Source organism: Streptomyces sp. NPDC006193 (assembly GCF_040613915.1).
In the GTDB taxonomy this organism is placed as follows: Bacteria; Actinomycetota; Actinomycetes; order Streptomycetales; family Streptomycetaceae; genus Streptomyces.
Map to the genome: position 1 here is coordinate 23898 of NZ_JBEXTB010000023.1, position 16850 is coordinate 40747.

The window sequence follows — 16850 nt, forward strand, 5'->3', positions numbered from 1 at the left end:
GCCCCCAGGTTAGGCATGGGGTACGACGAGACCCCAGCCGTCGGGGTGGGACCTCGGACACTCGTCGCCCAGAGTTCACCTGGGGGCCGGGGTTGGTTCATTTGGGGTGGCGGAAACAGACGCGTACGGGGCGGAACGTGGGAGCGTGGGGTTCGGCGCCGCCGTTCTCCGCCGCCGCCGTTCTCCGCCGCGGGGCGCGCGCCGGCGGCCACGACCCGGAACCCCGGCATCCGAAGCCGGGTTCTCGAACCCCCGGACCCCCGACGACACGCACGAGAGGGAAGCCTGATGCGGGACGCGTACCACGAGGAACTGGACTCGATCGGCGACGGACTGGTGGAGATGGCCCGGCTGGTCGGGTCGGCGATCGGGCGCGCCACGACCGCCATCCTGGACGCCGACCTGAAGCTGGCCGAGAGCGTCATCGAGGCCGACCAGAAGGTCGACGAACTCCAGCACGACCTGGAGGCCCGGGCCATAGCACTGCTGGCCCGGCAGCAGCCGGTGGCGACGGACCTGCGGATCGTCGTCACGTCCCTGCGCATGTCCGCCGATCTGGAGCGCTCCGGTGACCTCGCCCAGCACGTGGCGAAGCTGGCCCGCCTGCGCTTCCCGCAGCGGGCGGTTCCGCACGACCTGCACGCCACGATCCTGGAGATGGGCCAGCTCGCGCAGCGGCTGATGGCGAAGGCCGCCGAGGTGATCGTCACGAAGGACGTCGACCTGGCGCTGCAGCTGGAGCAGGACGACGACGAGATGGACCTGCTGCACCGGACGCTGTTCCAGCACCTGATCGACGAGCGGTGGAAGCACGGCATCGAGACGGCGGTGGACGTGACCCTGCTGGGCCGCTACTACGAGCGGTACGCCGACCACGCCGTGGCCGTCGCCAAGCGCGTCGTCTACCTCGTCACCGGCGAGCACGCGGACGAGCTGCAGGCGGACATCCAGCCGGTCGCGGGGGTCGAGGGGGCGTGACCCATCCGGGGAACCGGGCCCCGCGCCCCGGCCGGCCGGGGCGGGCACGGCTGGGGGGTGGGTCCCCTGTGGCTCGGGGTCCCGTCTGGCTCGGGGGTTCCGTGCGGCTCGGGGTCCCGTGCGGCTCGGGGGGCCCGGGTGGCTCGGGGACCGGTGCCCGTAGGACTCGGGTGCGGGGGCGCTCGCGGCCGATGTCTGTGCGGCGCGGGGTGCGGCTCGGGGGCGGGGGGCTCGCGGTTGCCGGGGCGGGCGCGCGGACGCCTCAGTGCGCCGTTGATGCGCCCAGAGCGGCGGGCGTCCAATGGGCGAGGGCATGCCTGCCCCAGCGTCTAGGAGGGACCCATGGCCGAATCCGCCAGCACCACCCCCGACCCCACGCAGGAGCGCGAGACCGAGCAGCCCGCCGAGATCAGGAGCCTGCCGCTGTTCGGCGCGTGCGGCTGCGGCTCGGGATGCGGCTGCGGGTGCCAGTCGGGCAACCCCTGCCAGTGCGGCTGAACGACGTCCGGGGCCGGTGCGAGCACGCCTCGCACCGGCCCTTCGCCGTACCGGGTGCCCGTACCGGCACGCGGCCCGCGCCCTGCGTGAGCGGGTGGGAAGGGGGAAGAGGCCGTGCCCGTCGAGTGCGCCTGGGCCGCCCTGAACTCCGGCGTCGTCCACTGCCTCCCTGAGGCCCCCTCGGCCGAAACGCCGAGGCCGTCCAGCGCATCCACGAACGCGCCGGCCACCGCGCCGACGAGGTGCCGTCCTTGGGTTGAGAACGGCGCCCCGTGCACTGCTCGCGTCAGGCCGCCCCTCCTTGCGAACCACGGGCGCTACGGTCGCTGAGGGCATGTGGGCTGGTAGCGGGGTCGTTCGCGGTTTACGTCGGTCGCCTGCGGTTGATGCGGTAGCTGTGCCCCACTGCTGTGCAGCAACCGGTTTGGCCGGGCCTCATCCGCTACTGGAACGGCGGACCAGCAACCTAGCTGGCGCGGCGGAGCGGCTCACTTGCCGAGTAGCAGGCATCAAGCCACTTCGCTTCCGTGCTGTCGAGGATGACACCACCGCACATGGGCGTGTTGAACAATCCCCCGCCGGGGTTGACCTTGGCCAACGCCTCCTTCTGCTCCGGAGTCGCCACATCAGCCATCGTCTTCGTGGGACCGTCCACGGGCTTCGGTTCCCAGTCCATGTCCGAATGGAGCAGCGTTCCAGACTTCTCGCCTCGCTTCTGGACGAAGATCACCCGCTCCCCACTGTCGTTGATGAAGTAAGACACGTAGTCCTTGTCGCCAATCGGGAAGCCACTCATCTGAGCGAGCAGCGCTTTCAGTTCGATACCGGGATCAGATGCCATGCCGGGAAGCTATCAATGATCATGGAGACGGGTACAAGCTTTCTTCGCTTCTGGTGCACGCGGCGGTAGCGGTGCCAGCCAAGGTCGGCGGAACGACTTTGGCCACGAGCTGCTTCGGCGCGAGTGATCATGGCCCCGTACGCTTCCGGCGCGTCGGGCAGTCTGTGGACCTGCCCGGTAAAGCGCGACGTTGGGGCCATGGTCTTCGAGGCTCGCCCCAAAGTGGCTGGCTGAAGTCGTGGAGCCGACCGCCCTAGCCAGGACGTGTTCTGACCTCATGCCCGTGTGCCTGCCTCTTGGGCGGGAGCGGGCGGCCGGCGGTGCCGAGCGAGGCGGATACATGAGCGCGGGCGCCGCCGGTCGCCCGCGCCCGCCCGGAGGAGCGGAGCGACGACGGGTACTTGAACCAGTAGAGGAAGTTGTAACTCCGTCTGTGGCGTGGGGCTTGAAGGTGTAGGCGCAGGCTGGGAGTTGGCTGCCCTGTCGGTGTGCGAGCGGCAGAAAGAGGACGGTACGGACCGTCCAGGTCACGCGCATGCCGGCCTGGGTGATGGTCACCGTGCAAGGCTCGGCTCGCAGCAGGGCTCGCCGGGTGTCGATCCGGCCGTCGTACAGGCACGTCCATGCCTCGTCGGAGGCGTCGGAGTCGAGTGCGGGGGACAGCGTGCGCGGAGCCACTGCGATCCACCGATCGGCTTGGGCCGCCGAGTAGGCGTCGAAGGATGCCCACAGCATCCCCATCCGTCCACCGGTGAGGTCTTCGGCCCGGCACTCGCACCAGTAGCCGCGCGCGGGTTCCTTCACGGGGCGGCTCCCGGCGGGTAGGCGACGAGGACGTAGTGGGTGTCCTCGTCGTGGAGGGTGAGCTGGTAGGCCGTGCCCGTGACCAGGTAGGCGAAAACGCGTTCGTGCTCCTGGTCGTCGGTGAGCCAGTGGCGGCCCGGCCCGGCGTGGGCGGGGTCGAGCTGGTCGGTGATGTGGCTGGTGCCCAGGGGGTATGCGGCGGCCAGGCAGCCGTAGGTCGCGCACCGTGCGCCGATCCCTGAAACGTGCAGGGCTCGTGTCGCCAGCATGGATGGCCTCCCGGCCGGCTGCCCGCGAGGAGTTCCGCGGTGATGGTGTAGCCACCGTGGGTGCCGTGGATGACGACCCGGTGGGCGAGGGCGCTGACCATGCCCAGTCCGCGGCTGTGCACCGCGTCCGCGGCCGGCTGCTCGATCCTCGGGGCCGTGCCCGCTCCGCCCTCGTCGGTGACCGACGCAGCGACCACCCGCGGGGAGACGGCCAGGATCGGATGGAAGCTGCCTGCCTTGTGGCCGCTGGCGGTGTGCAGGACGGCGTTCGCGCTCAGCTCGCTCACGATCAGCACGGCGTCGTCGGCCGGAGGCGAGCCGCGCAGGGCGGCAAGCTCCGGGACGTGCCGCTCCCTGGGCCGGTCGCCGATGCGCTCCGGGCCCGCATGAAGCGGTTCCCGCCGGTCGAGATCACCTTGCCGTGGAAGGTGGCGGACGGGCCTCCGGTGACCAAGCGGCTCATCTTCTCCGGGCCGCGCGGCGGGCACGTCTGGCGTACGTCGCTCAATGAGGAGGCGTGGGAACCGGCGCTCGCCGCGGCCGGCGTCATTCCCGTGCCTGAGCGGGGACGGCCGTACGCGGACACCGTGAACGGCATGCACGCACTGCGGCACTTCTACTCGTCGGTGCTTCTTGACGCTGGAGAGAACATCAAGGCTCGCGCCGAATATCTGGGGCACTCGGATCCGGGACTGACGCTTCGCGTATACGCGCATCCCATGCCGTCCAGCCAGGAGCGTACGCGGAAGGCGATCGCAAGTACTCACGAGAATCGTATTCCGATCGCGGAACAAACAAGAAGGGGGGAACGCGTAATTCGGAAAACGTAATCTCTGACCGAATCCCCTTCCCTTATAGGGGATAAGATATTTCGCTGGCTAGCGACAACGGTGACGCCTCGGAGGGCAGGGCGGCGCGAGGTGGCAAGAACGTCACCTGACAGCATGAGGCGCCGCGTGAGGTGACACCGGGCGGCACAGGGTGACACGAGGTGACTTCTGGAAAGATTGGAAGAACTTAGATACCTTCCAGAGAAGTGGGAAGGCTTTGACTGTCCACGATCGTGGACAATCCGTCTACGCGAACGCACAGGGCGGCATTTAGCTGCACGCTTGCCTGGTGCGTGATGACTATGGGAAAGTTCCTGCGGTATGCGAATGCCGCCCGGCCAGGGGCGGCATTCGCTTCCGTTGCCACGCCCAAGAATTCACGATGCCAAGTGAACCGAGCACAGCTGGAGGACCCTATGGTCCCACGCGTCGGCGTGACCGTCGACATTCACCCCCGCGATCTGCCGACCGCACTCATCGGCATGGCCGGCGGTGCACTTGCCCTCTGGGCCGACGCCCCCGCCGAGGTCGTCATCCCCACGGCCCTGCTGATCGTCCTCGACATCCGCATCCGCCGCTGGTCTCGTCGCATCTGACGGCTCAGAGACGGCCCCAGGGCAGCAAAAGCCCCCTACCCGCAGGCAAACCACAGGTAGGGGGCTTACTTGTGCGGGCTTACTTCTTCTTGCCCTGGTTCTTCACTGCTTCGATCGCTGCCGCCGCGGCCTCCGGGTCGAGGTACTTGCCGCCGGGGGTGGTCGGCTTGAAGTCGGCGTCGAGCTCGTAGTACAGCGGGATGCCCGTGGGGATGTTCAGGCCCGCGATGTCGGTGTCGGAGATGCCGTCCAGGTGCTTGACCAGGGCGCGGAGCGAGTTGCCGTGGGCGGCGACGAGGACCGTGCGGCCGGTCAGCAGGTCGGGGACGATCGCGTCGTACCAGTACGGGAGCATCCGGAAGACGACGTCCTTCAGGCACTCCGTGCGCGGGCGCAGCTCCGGCGGGATCGTCGCGTAGCGCGGGTCGTGGGCCTGGGAGAACTCGGAGTCGTCCGACAGCGGCGGGGGCGGGGTGTCGTACGAGCGGCGCCAGAGCATGAACTGCTCCTCGCCGAACTCGGCCAGCGTGGCCGCCTTGTCCTTGCCCTGGAGGGCGCCGTAGTGGCGCTCGTTCAGGCGCCAGGAGCGGTGGACCGGGATCCAGTGGCGGTCGGCGGCCTCCAGCGCGAGCTGGGCCGTGCGGATGGCGCGCTTCTGGAGGGACGTGTGGACCACGTCGGGCAGCAGGCCGGCGTCCTTGAGCAGCTCACCGCCGCGGACTGCCTCCTTCTCGCCCTTCTCGTTCAGGTTGACGTCCACCCAGCCGGTGAACAGGTTCTTCGCGTTCCACTCGCTCTCGCCGTGGCGGAGGAGGATCAGCTTGTACGGTGCGTCGGCCATGGCCCTGAGCCTACCCAAGGGGGCCGGGGGCCGTGCCGGGCGCTCAGGTGGTGGGACGCGGGGCGGGGCAGGGCGCCCAGGGCACGCGGCGCGGGCCGGGGGTCCCGGGGCCGCGGGGGTTCGGCGGGGGTCGGGCACCGGTGCGCGGCGGTAAATGAGTGGCGGCGGCGAAGCGGGGCTTTGTAAGGTGTGGCCGCCGCTTGAGACGCTTACCAACGTGGGGGATGCTCGATGTCGTCAGCCGGTGTGAGGCGTGCCGTCCGGGAGTCCGTCTCCGGGCTCCCCCGGGCGTTCTGGTGGCTGTGGACCAGCACGCTCGTCAACCGGCTCGGCGCCTTCGTGGCCACGTTCATGGCGCTCTACCTCACCCTCGACCGCGGCTACTCCGCCTCGTACGCCGGTCTCGTCGCCTCCCTGCACGGGCTCGGCGGGGTGGTCTCCTCGCTGGCCGGCGGGGTGATGGCCGACCGGCTCGGCAGGCGGCCCACCCTGCTCCTCGCCCAGACCGCGACCGCCGCCTCCGTCGCCCTGCTCGGCTTCGTGACCGACCCGGTCGCCATCGCCGCCGTCGCCTTCCTCGTCGGCATGGCCTCCAACGCCTCCCGGCCGGCGGTGCAGGCGATGATGGCCGACATCGTCCGTCCCGAGGACCGGGTGCGGGCCTTCTCCCTCAACTACTGGGCCATCAACCTCGGCTTCGCCGTCTCCTCCATGGCCGCCGGGTTCATCGCCGAGGTCAGCTATCGCGCCGGGTTCCTGATCGAGGCCGGGATGACGCTGGCCTGCGCGGTCGTGGTCTTCGCCAAGCTGCCCGAGTCCCGGCCCACCCCCGCGGCCCGGCGGGCGGAGGCGCACGTCGGCCTCGGCACGGTGCTGCGGGACGGGCGGTACATGGCGGTCGTGGGGCTGTCCTTCCTCGTCGCCCTGGTCTTCCAGCAGGGCTCGGCCGGGCTGCCCGTGGCCATGGGGCGGGCCGGGTTCTCCCCCGCCGACTACGGCCTGGCCGTCGCCGTCAACGGCGTCCTGATCGTCGCCCTGCAGATCCCCGTCACCCGGTTCATCGAGCACCGCGACCCGCGCACCCTCCTGGTCGCCTCCTCCCTCCTCGCCGGGTACGGCTTCGGGCTCACCGCCTTCGCCGGGTCGGTCGGCGCCTTCATGCTCACCGTCTGCGTGTGGACCCTGGCCGAGATCGTCAGCGCCCCCACGCAGACCGGCCTCGTCGTCCGCCTCTCCCCCGTCCACGGGCGCGGCCGCTACCAGGGCGTGTACACCCTCTCCTGGTCCGTCGCCGCCCTGGTCGCCCCGCTGATGTCCGGTGTGGTCATCGACCGCCTCGGCGCGGGGTGGCTGTGGGGGATGTGCGCGGTGGTGGGTACGGCGGCCGGGCTCGGGTACGGCGCGCTCATGCGCCGGCTCCCGGCGGAGCGGCCGGCGCCCGCCCCGGCCCGGGCGGACACCGACGCGGCGGTGGATCCCGGGGAGGGAAGGGAGAAGGGGCCGCGGACGCGTACGGCCTGAGGGCGCGGCCGGGCGGGCGGCGCAGCCCGGTGACGCAGGTCACATGCACGCATGTCACATCCCGGCGGCCGCTCCCGTCAACGAGGTGGAAGCAGCGACAACCACCCAGGAGCACACCATGGACGCTCGGCTCAACCTCTTCGCCGACCCGCTCGCCGCCAAGCTCATCAAGCACTTCAACGCGGCGGGCAAGGCGATCGCGGACTCGGCGCTGCCGGCCGCCACCCAGGAGCTGGTGAAGATCCGCGCCAGCCAGATCAACGGGTGCGGGTTCTGCACCGACATGCACACCAAGGACGCCACCGCGGCCGGCGAGAGCGCCGTCCGGCTCCACCTGGTCGCCGCCTGGCGCGAGGCCACGGTGTTCACCGAGGCCGAGCGGGCCGCCCTGGAGCTGGCCGAGCAGGGCACCCGGATCGCCGACGCGGCCGGCGGGGTCACGGACGAGGCGTGGGCGAACGCGGCCGAGCACTACGACGAGGAGCAGCTCGCCGCCCTGGTCGGCCTCATCGCCCTGATCAACGCGTACAACCGCGTCAACGTCGCCGTCCGGCAGCCCGCCGGCGACTACGTGCCCGGCATGTTCGGATGACCGGGCGCGCCCGGCAGGTCCGGACGACCGGGCGCGCGGCCGGCAGGTCCGGACGACCGGGCGCGTTGCGGGTCACGGGTCACGGGTGCATCCGCGATCCCTTCAGCACCTTGTCGACCCCGTTCCGCGGGCCGTACACCGCGAGTCCCACCACGTCCAGCTCGGCCGTCGGGACGGCGCGGACCGCGGCGCGGTTGTCGCGGTCGTTGCCCGTGGAGAACAGGTCGGCCGTGAACACCGCACGCGGCAGGGCCCGGGTCAGCGCCCTGCCGTGGGCGGCCTTCAGGGTCTCCTTCGAGCCCTCGAAGACCAGTACCGGCTGCCGGAACATCGGCAGGTAGGGCACGCCGTCGGCGTCCTCGTACGGCTCCCCGATCACCTCGGGGACCGCGGTGCCCAGGCCGCTGACCAGGAAGGCGGTGACGTTCAGGCGCTGCCACGGCTCCAGGTCCTCGCGCAGCAGCAGGGCGATCTTCGTGTCGAAACGGATGGGTGCGTCGTTCATGGCACGAGACTGCCGATCGGCGTGCGCCGCCGTCTTGTACGTTGTTTGCATGGCCGCCCGGCAGACAGTCACCGCGTGGCGTCCGCAGGTCCCGGGCGTGATGGAGGTCTTCCACGCCCACTTCACCGAGTACGCCTATCCGATGCACGTCCATGACGCGTGGACGCTGCTCATCGTGGACGACGGGGCCGTGCGGTACGACCTCGACCGGCACGAGCACGGCACCCCGCACGACACCGTCTCGCTGCTGCCCCCGCACGTCCCGCACAACGGTTCCCCGGCCACCCCGGACGGCTTCCGCAAGCGGGTGGTGTACCTCGACGGCAGCCACCTGGGCGAGGAGCTGATCGGGGCGGCCGTGGACGGGCCGGATCTGCGGGACCCGGTGCTGCGGTCGCGCGTCGGGCAGCTGCACTCCGCGCTGGCCCGGCCCGGCGACGAACTGGAGGCGGAGAGCAGGCTGACCCTCGTCGGGGAGCGGCTGCGCGACCACCTGCGGCGCCGGGTGCGGCCGCCGGCGGTGCGCCGGGACCCGGTGCTCGCCCGCCGGTTGCGGGAGCTGCTGGACGCCCGGCTGGTCGAGGGGGTGTCGCTGAAGCAGGCCGCACGGCTGCTGCAGGCGCACCCCGCCCATCTGGTACGGGCGTTCAGCGGCGCGTACGGCATCGCCCCGCACCAGTACCTGATGTCGCGCCGGGTCGGCCGGGCCCGGCGGCTGCTGCTGGACGGGGTGGCGCCGGGCGAGGTGGCGCCGGTGGCCGGCTTCTACGACCAGGCCCATCTCACCCGGCACTTCCGGAAGCTGGTCGGGGTGACGCCGGGGCGCTACCGCGGGAGCGCGCGCTGAGCCTCGCGGACGTGCCGGAGGTCAGTCGGCCGCCGGGCGCTCGATCAGGTGCTTGAACGCCTCCAGGTTCCGGGTGGACTCGCCGCGGGACACCCGCCAGGCGTACTCCTTGCGGATCGAGGAGGCGAAGCCCAGCTCCAGCAGGGTGTCGAAGGCGCCGTCGGCCGCTTCCAGGACCTGGCCGAGGAGGCGGTCGATCTCGTCGGGGGTGACGCAGGCGAGGGGGAGGCGGGCGGTGACGTAGACGTCGCCGAGGCGGTCCACGGCGTAACTCACGCCGTACAGCTTGAGGTTGCGCTCCAGGAGCCAGCGGTGGACGCCGCCCTCGTTCTCGTCGGGGTGGCGGACGACGAAGGCGTTGAGGGAGAGGGAGTGCCGGCCCACGAGGAAGGAGACCGTCGTGGAGAGCTTGTGGGCGCCGGGGAGCGTGACGACCCAGTTCCCGGGCTCGGGGCTCTCCCACTCCAGGTCCGCGTCCGTGAAGACGGCTTCCAGGACCTGCCCGGCCTTCTCGACGTCACCCATGGTGGGAGCGTACGCGACGGCGGTGCGACTGGGTGGCGGCGGTGTAGACGTCGGCCGTGGCGGCGGCCGCCGTGTCCCAGCCGAAGGACTGGGCGTGCCGGGCGGCGGCCTCGCCCAGGCGGGCGGAGAGGGCCGGTTCGTCAGCGAAGCGGCGCAGCACCCGCGCGTAGTCGGCCGGGTTGTGGCCCTTGACCAGGAAGCCGGTCTCCCCGTCGCGCACCGCCACCGGCAGACCGCCGACCGCGGCCGCGAGCACCGGGGTCCCGGCCGCCTGCGCCTCTATCGCGACCAGTCCGAAGGACTCGCTGTAGGAGGGCATGACGAGGACGGACGCGGCCCGGAACCAGTCCGCCAGCTCCTCCTGGCCGACCGGCGGGCGGAACCGTACGACGTCCGCGATGCCCAGCCGGGCGGCGAGCTTCTGCAGGCCCTCCGGTTTGGCGAGACCGCTGCCGCTGGGTCCGCCGACGACCGGGACGAGGATGCGGGAGCGCAGCTCGGGCCGCTCCTCCAGCAGGACGGCCACGGCGCGCAGCAGCACGTCCGGGGCCTTCAGGGGTTGTATGCGGCCGGCGAAGACCGGGATCAGGGCGTCCTGGGGCAGGCCGAGGCGGGCGCGGGCGGCGGCGCGGCCGTCGGCGGGGCGGAACCGCTGCAGGTTCACGCCGGGGTGGACCACGGCGACCTTGGCGGGGTCGGCCCCGTAGTGCCTGCGCAGCTCGCCGGCCTCCTCGGCGGTGTTGGCGATCAGCCGGTCGGCGGCGGAGACGATCTGGGTCTCGCCGATGACCCGGGCGGCGGGCTCGGGGGTGTCGCCGGCGGCCAGGTTGGCGTTCTTGACCTTGGCCATGGTGTGCATGGCGTGCACCAGGGGGACGCCCCAGCGCTGGGCGGCGAGCCAGCCGACGTGGCCGGAGAGCCAGTAGTGGGAGTGGACCAGGTCGTAGTGGCCGGGGCGGTGGCCGGCCCACGCCTGCATCACCCCGTGCGTGAAGGCGCAGAGCTGGGCCGGCAGGTCCTCCTTGGCGAGGCCCTCGTAGGGGCCGGCGTCCACGTGCCGGACGAGGACGCCCGGGGCCAGCTCGACGACGGGGGGCAGTCCGCCGGCCGTGGCCCGGGTGAAGATCTCGACCTCGATGCTGATCGCGGCGAGCCGCTGGGCCAGCTCCACGATGTAGACGTTCATGCCGCCGGCGTCGCCGGTGCCGGGCTGGTGGAGCGGGGACGTGTGCACGGAGAGCATGGCGACCCGGCGGGGGCGGCGGTGCAGCCGCAGCCGGGGGGCGGCCGGCGGAGTGCGTCGCCCGAGCCTGCTGACGTAGTGGCTCACGTGGCGTCTCCTCCTAGCTGCGGGCATGCCTGCCGGGGGCCCACCGAGCCCTCCACGGGAGGACAACAGCGACAAGGGCGACCCTCATTCCCATGCGATGCCTTTTGCCGAATCGTTACCCATCTTCGCTCAACCGTTCGCACCGCCGTGCGCGTACGCCGCCCGGGCGGCGCCGGGGGCGATGCCGCGTCGGCGGCGGCCGGGTGCGGCTGCGCGCCGACCACGGCGGCGCCGATGCCGTGCCGACGGCGGTGGCGGTGCGGATACCGGTGCCGACGGCGGGCCGTTGCCGGCGTCGGTGGCGCCACTGCCGACACCGACCAGGCGGCGACCCGCTGCCGGTGCCGGCGGCCATGGCGCAGGTGTCGGTGCCCACGACCGTGGCGCCCCGCCGGGGCCGGCGGTGGTGGTCGAGGCGCAGGCACTGATGCCGATGCCGGTGGCCGTAGCCCCCCACCGTGCCGGCGGCCGTGGCGCGGCTGCCGGTGCCGACGACGGCGGCAACCGCTGCCCGTGCCGACGCCGACCACGGCGGCGCCGCTGCCGTGCCGACGGCGGTGGCGGTGCGGATACCGGTGCCGACGGCGGGCCGGCCGCGGGGCGGATGCCGTGCAAGCGGCCGCGGGGCGGATGCCAGTGCTGACGACGGCGGCGACCGCTACCGGTGCCGGTGGCCGTAGCCCCCCCACCGTGCCGGCGGCCGTGGCGCGGATGCCGGTGCCGACGACGGCGGCAACCGCTGCCCGTGCCGACGCCGACCACGGCGGCGCCGATGCCGTGCCGGAACGCGGGGACCGCTACCGGTGCCGACCACGGCGGCGCGGCTGGTGGCCCGGCGCCGCCCGCGCGGGCCAACCGTCGCGGTCCCGCCCCGGACCACCGTCGCCCCGCACATCCACGCGGCGGGGTGCCTGCGCCGGGGCCGGGCGTCGGGGGAGGGCGGCAGGGGGCGTGGTGTCGGGGGGCGCCTAGCCTTGGGGGTATGACAGCCCGCGTGACGACCCGCCCCGTGGGAACGGTGACGCGCGGGACGACCAACCCGAACCGGCTGCGCCGCATGGACCGCTGGATCGCCGCGGTGCACGGCGCCGAGCTGCGGCGCGCCGCGGATCCGGTGGCGGTGGACCTCGGTTACGGCGCGGCGCCCTGGACCGCCGTCGAACTGCTGGGGCGGCTGCGCGCCGTCGCGCCCCGGGCACGCGTGGTCGGCGTCGAGATCGAACCGGAGCGGGTGGCGGCGGCCCGGCCGTACGAGCGGGAGGGGCTGGCCTTCCGGCACGGCGGCTTCGAGATCCCGGTACCGGGGCGCCCCCTGCTGATCCGGGCCGCCAACGTGCTGCGGCAGTACGACGAGGGCGAGGTCGCCGGGGTGTGGGAGCGGCTGTGCGGGCGGCTCGCCCCGGCGGGCGGCGGCTCGCGCGGCGGGCTGCTGGTCGAGGGGACGTGCGACGAGATCGGCCGGCGGCACGTGTGGGTGGCGCTCGGCCCGGAGGGTCCCCGCACGGTCACCTTCGCCACCCGGCTCGGGTCCCTGGAGCGCCCCTCCGACCTGGCCGAGCGCCTGCCGAAGGCGCTGATCCACCGCAACGTCCCCGGTGAACCGGTGCACGCCTTCCTGCGCGACTTCGACCGCGCCTGGGCCGCCGCCGCCCCCTACGCCTCCTACGGCGCCCGCCAGCGCTGGCTGCGCACGGTACGGGACCTGGCGGCGGACTGGCCGGTCATGGACCGGCCGGCGCGCTGGCGGCAGGGCGAAGTGACGGTGGCGTGGGAGGCGTTGGCGCCGGTCCGCTGAGCTCGGGAGGGCGGGGGAACGATCTCGGCGCGGCGTTCGTCACATCGGCGCGGGGACCGCCGTACCGGGGCGGGGCCGGGGGAAGTCACGGGGTGCACCGGGGGGACCGGGCCTGCGGCGGCCTCTGTCGCTTTCCGCGCGGGCGTGGCACGATCGCCCGGACGACCCTATGTTACTGACGGTAAATCAGCTGGGGAGAACAGGTATGGGTACGGGCAAGCGCGGCCTGCTCACCGCCGCCCTGACCGTGGTCTGCGCGGTGACCGTCCTCGGGGCGCCGGGCACGGCGTTCGCGGCCCCCACCCCCACGTCCGCCTCCGCACCCACTCCCGCTCCGGCGGCCGGCGGAGCACCGACTCCCGCGCCCGGCCGGGACCTTCAGGAGGTCCGCGAGCAGCTCGACGGGCTCTACCACGACGCGGCCGTCGCCACCGACGCCTACAACGCGGCCCGGGAGAAGGCGGAGCGGCAGTCCGCCGAGCTCGCGGAGCTGAGCGGGAAGATCGCGCGGGGGCAGCGGAAGCTGGAGAGGCTGAAGGACCGGGCCGGCGCGGCGGCCCGGGACCAGTACCGCACCGGCGGCCTGTCCGCCACCGCCCAGTTCCTGCTCGGCGACGATCCGGGCCGGTTCCTGGACGGCACCGGCCGGGTGCTCCAGGGCCAGCGGGCGGTGAAGGCGCTGCTGGAGGAACTCCAGCGCACGCAGGAGGAGTTGCGGGCGTACGCCGACGACGCCTCCGCGCGGTGGAAGAAGCTGGAGGCGCACCGCAAGGCCGAGGCGGCCGCCAGGACGAGGATCCGGCAGCGGATCGACGCGGCCGAGCGGCTGGAGTCACGGCTGGAGAAGAAGGAGAAGGAACGGCTCGCCCGGCTGGAGCGGGAGGCCGCCGCCCGGGCGCAGACCGCCTGGCTGGACACCGGCGTCCTCGACGGCGCCGGCGCCGAGGCCTCCGCCCGGGGCGGGAAGGCCGTGCGGTACGCCACCGCCCAGCTCGGCAAGCCGTACGTGTGGGGCGCCGCGGGACCGGACGCCTTCGACTGCTCGGGGCTGACCTCGCGGGCCTGGGCGGCGGCCGGGCACCCCGTCCCGCGGACCTCGCAGGAGCAGTGGAGGCGGTTGCGGCACGTCGCCGTCGAGGACATGCGCCCCGGCGACCTCGTCGTCTACTTCGGCGACGCCAGCCACGTCGGGATGTACATCGGCGACGGCAGGATCATCCACGCCCCGCGCCCCGGGCGGACGGTGACGGTCGCGGGCGCCGGCTCGATGCCCGTCCTGGGCGTCGTACGGCCGGACGCCTGAGGCTCCCGCGGCGGCGGGCGGCGCTCGCGCGCACCGGGGAGCGCCCCGCGGTCATCTCGCCGGTGACGTACGTCATGTGACCCATCGCACGCCCAACCTCCGCCCACGCCCCCGCCGGACGTGAGCTTCGTCATCCCCAGGGGCCCGCCGCCGTGTCCAACTGCGCTACGGAACGCGGCATATGACAGCGTCCGTCACATGAGCGACGCGGCTCACACCATTCCGTCGGGGCGGGCGTAGCCGCTATGGTCCCCGTCGGTGGGTCGAGGCCCCTCGATGCCGCCGTGCCCTCGGGGGGAGGGAAGGAACCCAGGACAATGCCCGCACCCGTACCGCGGCAGAGAGCGATCCCGGCCGTGGAGAGTGGTCAGGCGCAGGCCGCCCCGGCAGTCGGCGGCCCCCTCAAGGAAGAGGCCCACCGCGACGCCGCGACCGGCACCGGCGCCACTCTCACGCTCCTGCTGATCGAGGACGATCCGGCCGGCTCGCCGATCGTGCCCGACCTGCTGGACTCGGCCGGCAAGCCGATCCGCGTGCGCACCGCCCGCAACCTCACCGAGGCCGAGCGGCTGCTCACGGACGACGTCCACTGCATCCTGCTGGACCTGGCGCTCCCGGCGCCGGGCGGCGGCGCCGGCGACGACGAGCTGGCCGTGCTCCGGCACGTCCTCCAGCTCGCGCCCCGGCACGCCGTGCTCGCGCTGACCGCCTCCGGCGACGCCGAGCGCGGCGCCGAGGCCGTGCGCGTGGGCGCGCAGGACTACCTCTTCCGGGACGAGCTGGACGGCCGGCTGCTCAGCCGCGCCATCCGGTACGCGGTGGAGCGCAAGCGGTCGGAGACCGCCGAGCGGCGGCTGGCCGAGGGCAGGCTGCGGGCGCAGGAGAACCGCCGTCTGGAGCGCGGTCTGCTGCCCACCCCGCTGCTGGAGGGCTCCTCGCTGCGGTTCGCCGCCCGCTACCGCCCCGGCCGCTCCCGGGCGCTGCTCGGCGGCGACTTCTACGACGCCGTCCGCACCCCCGACGGCACCGTGCACGCCATGATCGGCGATGTCTGCGGGCACGGCCCGGACGAGGCCGCGCTCGGCGTGGAACTGCGCATCGCCTGGCGCGCGCTGACCCTGGCCGGGCTGTGCGGGGACGAGCTGCTGAACACGCTGCAGCAGGTGCTGGAGCACGAGCGCGCGGACGAGGAGATCTTCGCCACGCTGTGCACCGTGGACATCGCGCCCGACGGCCGCCGCGCGGGCCTGTGCCTGGCCGGGCACCCGGCCCCGCTGATCGCCCGCCCGGGCCGGCCCGCGCGCCTCCTGCCGTACGAGAACAACGGGCCCGCGCTCGGTCTGCTGCCGGGGGCCCGGTGGCCGCGGATGCAGGTGGAGCTGGGCGCCGAGTGGAGCCTGATGCTCTACACCGACGGACTGATCGAGGGCCGGGTCGGCGCGGACGGGGAGCGGCTCGGCCAGGAGGGCATGGTGGAGATGATCCGCCGGCAGCTCGATCAGGGGCTGCGCGGGGAGGAGCTGCTGCGGGCCGCGGTGAACGAGGTCCGGGACCTCAACGGGGGCGAGCTCACGGACGACGTGGCGGTCGTGCTGCTCGACCGGACGGCGTGAACCGGGTCCGCGGTAGGGCCCCGACGTCGCCGGGCGGCCGGCCCTCCAGCGCCCGGCGGTCCCCCGGATTCGGCTAGCGGCCGCCGTTGTACGGCCCGTACGGACCGTCGCTGCTGCTGCCGCCGCGGCGGCGGCCCCAGCCGCGCCCGCCGCCGATCTGCCGCAGGGCGGGGCGCACGTCCACCAGGTACACGATGCTGGCGACCGCGCCGGCGATCGGCAGGATGGACAGGATCGAGAACAGATAGCTGACCACCAGCGCGATGCCGAGGATGATCAGCCAGAAGACCTTGTTCTGCTTGTCGGCGGCGCGGAAGGCGTCCTCGCGCCGGAACGCGGCGTCGAACAGCCCGAACCCGGCCAGGACCATCAGAACGATCTTCAGGATCCCCATGAACCCCACGAAGCCCGACATCAGCATGCTGCCCACCGCCCGTTGATCGCCGATCCTGCCCGACGCCGCCACCGTACCCATAGAACGGGCCGGACACCCCGAAGGTGCCCGGCCCGAGACACATCCCGCCGGTCATGGTCACTGCGCCGGCGGGGTCGCCTTCTTGGCGGCGGGGGTCCTGCGGGCGGCCGAAGCCTTCTTCTCCGCGGGCTTGCCCGCGGCGGGCGCGGCCGCCGGCTCGGCGGGGGCGGCCGCCGCCCCGGCCGGCTTCGGCTCGTCCTTGACGACCTCGACCGGCTCGGCCTTGCCCTCGACGGCGATCGCCAGCTCCTCGATCTCCTCGGCGGCCTCGCCGCGCCAGGTCTTCACGGCCTGCTCGCCGTGCTCGGCGACCTTCTCGTAGGTCTCGCGGGCCTTGACGGCGTACTCAGCGGCGACGCCCACCCCGCGCAGGGCGAAGTCCTGGGCGGTCTCGCCGAGCTTCTTCAGGTCCACGTCGATCGAGCCGAGGAACTCGGTGACCTTGGCCTGCAGGGTCTCCTGCGCCTCCTTGGCGCGGGCGGCGGCCTTCTCCTGCACGGCCTTGGGGTCGGTGCTGCGCACCGCCTCGATACGGGCCGGGGCCTCGGACCGCAGCTGCTCGACCAGGGCCGGCACCTTCTTGGCCTGCTGAAGCGCCAGGTCGGCGGTGCCGGCGGCGAAGTAGAGCGGAGTCGGGTCGCTGAGGGTCTTGCGCAGGTCGTCGGTGATGGCCATGGTGAAGGGTCC

At 73.1% G+C, this 16850-nt stretch carries 17 protein-coding genes and 4 pseudogenes; 11 read left to right on the top strand and 10 right to left on the bottom strand.

Going from position 1 to position 16850, the window contains the following annotated elements; all coding sequences use genetic code 11:
• Window positions 1-288 precede the first annotated feature (288 nt).
• From phoU to ABZ261_RS20660, 3 genes and pseudogenes are all read left to right on the top strand, one after another.
• Complete coding sequence (gene phoU, locus ABZ261_RS20650; RefSeq protein ID WP_356861152.1) at window positions 289-978, top strand: phosphate signaling complex protein PhoU; 690 nt, start codon at window positions 289-291, stop codon at window positions 976-978.
• 342 nt (window positions 979-1320) lie between these two features.
• Complete coding sequence (locus ABZ261_RS20655) at window positions 1321-1476, top strand: hypothetical protein (RefSeq protein ID WP_356861154.1); 156 nt, start codon at window positions 1321-1323, stop codon at window positions 1474-1476.
• A gap of 99 nt (window positions 1477-1575) precedes the next feature.
• Window positions 1576-1736: pseudogene (locus tag ABZ261_RS20660) on the top strand (DUF4242 domain-containing protein); the annotation flags it as partial.
• A gap of 206 nt (window positions 1737-1942) precedes the next feature.
• On the opposite strand, the gene ABZ261_RS20665 reads toward ABZ261_RS20660, so the two are convergent.
• The 4 genes and pseudogenes from ABZ261_RS20665 to ABZ261_RS20680 form a co-directional block, all read right to left on the bottom strand.
• Complete coding sequence (locus tag ABZ261_RS20665) at window positions 1943-2317, bottom strand: hypothetical protein (protein WP_356861156.1); 375 nt, start codon at window positions 2315-2317, stop codon at window positions 1943-1945.
• Between the two features lie 438 nt (window positions 2318-2755).
• Window positions 2756-3121 (bottom strand): annotated as a pseudogene (locus ABZ261_RS20670) (hypothetical protein); the annotation flags it as partial.
• Window positions 3118-3390, bottom strand: coding sequence for a hypothetical protein (locus ABZ261_RS20675; RefSeq protein WP_356861158.1), 273 nt, complete (start codon window positions 3388-3390; stop codon window positions 3118-3120). The pseudogene ABZ261_RS20670 and the gene ABZ261_RS20675, both read right to left, overlap by 4 nt.
• Window positions 3387-3761 (bottom strand): annotated as a pseudogene (locus ABZ261_RS20680) (ATP-binding protein); the annotation flags it as partial. The gene ABZ261_RS20675 and the pseudogene ABZ261_RS20680, both read right to left, overlap by 4 nt.
• On the opposite strand from ABZ261_RS20680, the pseudogene ABZ261_RS20685 reads away from it, so the two are divergent.
• A pseudogene (locus tag ABZ261_RS20685) lies at window positions 3714-4220 on the top strand (site-specific integrase); the annotation flags it as partial. The pseudogenes ABZ261_RS20680 and ABZ261_RS20685 overlap by 48 nt on opposite strands.
• A 434-nt stretch (window positions 4221-4654) precedes the next feature.
• Window positions 4655-4816 carry a hypothetical protein gene (locus ABZ261_RS20690; protein ID WP_356861159.1) on the top strand — a complete coding sequence of 54 codons (162 nt, stop codon included), beginning with the start codon at window positions 4655-4657 and terminating at the stop codon, window positions 4814-4816.
• Window positions 4817-4895: 79 nt separating this feature from the next.
• Here ABZ261_RS20690 and ABZ261_RS20695 read toward each other — a convergent pair whose 3' ends face one another.
• Window positions 4896-5657 (bottom strand): phosphoglyceromutase, encoded by a 762-nt coding sequence (locus ABZ261_RS20695; RefSeq protein WP_356861161.1) that lies wholly within the window; start codon window positions 5655-5657, stop codon window positions 4896-4898.
• Between the two features lie 231 nt (window positions 5658-5888).
• Between ABZ261_RS20695 and ABZ261_RS20700 the strand changes: the two genes are divergently transcribed.
• Together ABZ261_RS20700 and ABZ261_RS20705 are read left to right on the top strand one after the other, a co-directional pair.
• Complete coding sequence (locus tag ABZ261_RS20700) at window positions 5889-7178, top strand: MFS transporter (protein ID WP_356861163.1); 1290 nt, start codon at window positions 5889-5891, stop codon at window positions 7176-7178.
• Window positions 7179-7296: 118 nt separating this feature from the next.
• Window positions 7297-7770 (top strand): carboxymuconolactone decarboxylase family protein, encoded by a 474-nt coding sequence (locus tag ABZ261_RS20705; RefSeq protein WP_356861165.1) that lies wholly within the window; start codon window positions 7297-7299, stop codon window positions 7768-7770.
• Window positions 7771-7849: 79 nt separating this feature from the next.
• Here the strand turns inward: ABZ261_RS20705 and ABZ261_RS20710 are convergent, their stop codons facing one another.
• Window positions 7850-8326, bottom strand: a complete 477-nt coding sequence (locus ABZ261_RS20710; protein ID WP_356861167.1) for a DUF2000 domain-containing protein — start codon at window positions 8324-8326, stop codon at window positions 7850-7852.
• On the opposite strand from ABZ261_RS20710, the gene ABZ261_RS20715 reads away from it, so the two are divergent.
• Complete coding sequence (locus ABZ261_RS20715; protein WP_356861168.1) at window positions 8325-9122, top strand: AraC family transcriptional regulator; 798 nt, start codon at window positions 8325-8327, stop codon at window positions 9120-9122. The two genes, ABZ261_RS20710 and ABZ261_RS20715, sit on opposite strands and share 2 nt — an antisense overlap.
• 21 nt (window positions 9123-9143) lie before the next feature.
• Here ABZ261_RS20715 and ABZ261_RS20720 read toward each other — a convergent pair whose 3' ends face one another.
• The gene (locus tag ABZ261_RS20720; protein WP_356861170.1) at window positions 9144-9647 is read right to left on the bottom strand and encodes a YbjN domain-containing protein; all 504 of its coding nucleotides are present in this window, start codon (window positions 9645-9647) and stop codon (window positions 9144-9146) included.
• Window positions 9640-10977: a D-inositol-3-phosphate glycosyltransferase gene (gene mshA / locus ABZ261_RS20725; protein ID WP_356861172.1), complete on the bottom strand. Its 1338-nt coding sequence runs from the start codon at window positions 10975-10977 to the stop codon at window positions 9640-9642. The genes ABZ261_RS20720 and mshA overlap by 8 nt, the downstream gene beginning before the upstream one ends.
• Before the next feature lie 982 nt (window positions 10978-11959).
• On the opposite strand from mshA, the gene ABZ261_RS20730 reads away from it, so the two are divergent.
• The 3 genes from ABZ261_RS20730 to ABZ261_RS20740 all read left to right on the top strand — a co-directional run bounded on the left by ABZ261_RS20730 (window position 11960) and on the right by ABZ261_RS20740 (window position 15688).
• The gene (locus tag ABZ261_RS20730; RefSeq protein ID WP_356861174.1) at window positions 11960-12772 is read left to right on the top strand and encodes a class I SAM-dependent methyltransferase; all 813 of its coding nucleotides are present in this window, start codon (window positions 11960-11962) and stop codon (window positions 12770-12772) included.
• A 205-nt stretch (window positions 12773-12977) separates the two neighbouring features.
• Entirely contained in the window at window positions 12978-14075 is a 1098-nt protein-coding gene (locus ABZ261_RS20735; RefSeq protein WP_356861176.1) for an NlpC/P60 family protein, read from the top strand.
• A 317-nt stretch (window positions 14076-14392) separates the two neighbouring features.
• Window positions 14393-15688 carry a fused response regulator/phosphatase gene (locus ABZ261_RS20740; RefSeq protein ID WP_356861178.1) on the top strand — a complete coding sequence of 432 codons (1296 nt, stop codon included), beginning with the start codon at window positions 14393-14395 and terminating at the stop codon, window positions 15686-15688.
• 73 nt (window positions 15689-15761) lie between these two features.
• Here the strand turns inward: ABZ261_RS20740 and ABZ261_RS20745 are convergent, their stop codons facing one another.
• Both ABZ261_RS20745 and ABZ261_RS20750 read right to left on the bottom strand, forming a co-directional pair.
• Window positions 15762-16118 carry a DUF2516 family protein gene (locus ABZ261_RS20745; RefSeq protein ID WP_356861180.1) on the bottom strand — a complete coding sequence of 119 codons (357 nt, stop codon included), beginning with the start codon at window positions 16116-16118 and terminating at the stop codon, window positions 15762-15764.
• Between the two features lie 102 nt (window positions 16119-16220).
• A complete protein-coding gene (locus ABZ261_RS20750; RefSeq protein ID WP_356861182.1) occupies window positions 16221-16838 on the bottom strand; it encodes a hypothetical protein in 618 nt (205 codons plus the stop codon).
• Between the last annotated feature and the right edge of the window lie 12 nt (window positions 16839-16850).

What these genes read in the sequence shown, in the direction of transcription:
- ABZ261_RS20710 (WP_356861167.1), bottom strand. Translation starts at nt 8,326, where the DNA reads ATGCAAACAACGTACAAGACGGCGGCGCACGCCGATCGGCAGTCTCGT.
- ABZ261_RS20720 (WP_356861170.1), bottom strand. Translation starts at nt 9,647, where the DNA reads ATGGGTGACGTCGAGAAGGCCGGGCAGGTCCTGGAAGCCGTCTTCACG.
- ABZ261_RS20735 (WP_356861176.1), top strand. Translation starts at nt 12,978, where the DNA reads ATGGGTACGGGCAAGCGCGGCCTGCTCACCGCCGCCCTGACCGTGGTC.
- ABZ261_RS20740 (WP_356861178.1), top strand. Translation starts at nt 14,393, where the DNA reads ATGCCCGCACCCGTACCGCGGCAGAGAGCGATCCCGGCCGTGGAGAGT.
- ABZ261_RS20750 (WP_356861182.1), bottom strand. Translation starts at nt 16,838, where the DNA reads ATGGCCATCACCGACGACCTGCGCAAGACCCTCAGCGACCCGACTCCG.
- ABZ261_RS20665 (WP_356861156.1), bottom strand. Translation starts at nt 2,317, where the DNA reads ATGGCATCTGATCCCGGTATCGAACTGAAAGCGCTGCTCGCTCAGATG.
- ABZ261_RS20715 (WP_356861168.1), top strand. Translation starts at nt 8,325, where the DNA reads ATGGCCGCCCGGCAGACAGTCACCGCGTGGCGTCCGCAGGTCCCGGGC.
- ABZ261_RS20675 (WP_356861158.1), bottom strand. Translation starts at nt 3,390, where the DNA reads ATGCTGGCGACACGAGCCCTGCACGTTTCAGGGATCGGCGCACGGTGC.
- ABZ261_RS20695 (WP_356861161.1), bottom strand. Translation starts at nt 5,657, where the DNA reads ATGGCCGACGCACCGTACAAGCTGATCCTCCTCCGCCACGGCGAGAGC.
- phoU (WP_356861152.1), top strand. Translation starts at nt 289, where the DNA reads ATGCGGGACGCGTACCACGAGGAACTGGACTCGATCGGCGACGGACTG.
- ABZ261_RS20655 (WP_356861154.1), top strand. Translation starts at nt 1,321, where the DNA reads ATGGCCGAATCCGCCAGCACCACCCCCGACCCCACGCAGGAGCGCGAG.
- ABZ261_RS20730 (WP_356861174.1), top strand. Translation starts at nt 11,960, where the DNA reads ATGACAGCCCGCGTGACGACCCGCCCCGTGGGAACGGTGACGCGCGGG.
- ABZ261_RS20700 (WP_356861163.1), top strand. Translation starts at nt 5,889, where the DNA reads ATGTCGTCAGCCGGTGTGAGGCGTGCCGTCCGGGAGTCCGTCTCCGGG.
- ABZ261_RS20705 (WP_356861165.1), top strand. Translation starts at nt 7,297, where the DNA reads ATGGACGCTCGGCTCAACCTCTTCGCCGACCCGCTCGCCGCCAAGCTC.